The organism is Lichenibacterium ramalinae (genome assembly GCF_004137085.1).
Lineage (GTDB): Bacteria > Pseudomonadota > Alphaproteobacteria > Rhizobiales > Beijerinckiaceae > Lichenihabitans > Lichenihabitans ramalinae.
Genome location: NZ_QYBC01000068.1, coordinates 1 through 917, shown reverse-complemented (window position 1 = coordinate 917; position 917 = coordinate 1). Strand labels below are relative to the sequence as shown.

The 917-nt window shown below is 65.5% G+C and carries 1 protein-coding gene; it reads right to left on the bottom strand.

Translation table 11 applies throughout. The features are described from left to right. Positions 1-17: 17 nt before the first annotated feature. Positions 18-830 (bottom strand): IS5 family transposase, encoded by an 813-nt coding sequence (locus D3272_RS27040; protein WP_129222331.1) that lies wholly within the window; start codon positions 828-830, stop codon positions 18-20. Between the last annotated feature and the right edge of the window lie 87 nt (positions 831-917).

Sequence of the window (917 nt, the reverse complement as noted above, 5' to 3'; positions counted from 1 at the left end):
AGAGTCCGTCCGGGAAGTCAGGCTGCACAACCTATGCGTCGTAGCAGCATCATGACGGAAGCGGCGTAGAGGAAGGCCTTGGCGGATGCGATGGTGGCCTCTGGGTCCTTCCAGAGCCGCCGATTGCGGCTGATCCAGGCGAAGAAGCGCTCGACCACCCATCGGCGTGGATGAACCACGAAGCCGATCTGTCCGGGGATCTTGCGGACAATTTCGACGGCGATGAGGGTGGCACTGGCCGGCCTGTCGCCGGCATAGCCCGCGTCAGCAAAGGCCTTGGCGATGAACGGGTATGAGCGACGCGACTGCTTGAGCACCGGCACAGCCCCATCGCGGTCCTGGACGTCGGCTGGCTGCGGATCGAGCACCAGGGCACGGCCGTCCGTGTCCACCAGGGCCTGACGCTTGCGCCCCTTCACCTTCTTGCCTGCGTCGTAGCCTCGCGGACCGCCGCTTTCCGTCGTTTTCACGCTCTGGCTGTCGAGCACGGCCGCGGTGGGAGAGGCTTCCCGTCCGACGCGCTCCCGGTCCAGCATGACGAGGTGGTGGTTGATGCTGGCGAACAGGCCGCTGTCGCGCCAAGCGCTAAAGTAGCCGTAGACCGTGCTCTTCGGCGGCAGGTCCTTCGGCAACAGGCGCCACGGAACGCCGCCGCGCAGCACATAAAAGATGCCATTCACGATGTCCCGCAGCGACCACAGCCGGGGGCGCCCGAGCGGGCAAGTGGTGGGCAGCAGCGGGGCGATGACGTCCCACTCGGTGTTGGTCAGATCGGTTGAGTAGCGAAGCTCGTCGCGGCTATGCTGCTCACGGGTGGCCGGGGTCCACATGGCGGTTCCAGATCAGGTTTCAGCACCCTCCTGGAACCATCGCAGCCCCGGTCACTCAACCCCACATGCCCTTATCGGACGGACACT

What these genes read in the sequence shown, in the direction of transcription:
- D3272_RS27040 (WP_129222331.1), bottom strand. Translation starts at nt 830, where the DNA reads ATGTGGACCCCGGCCACCCGTGAGCAGCATAGCCGCGACGAGCTTCGC.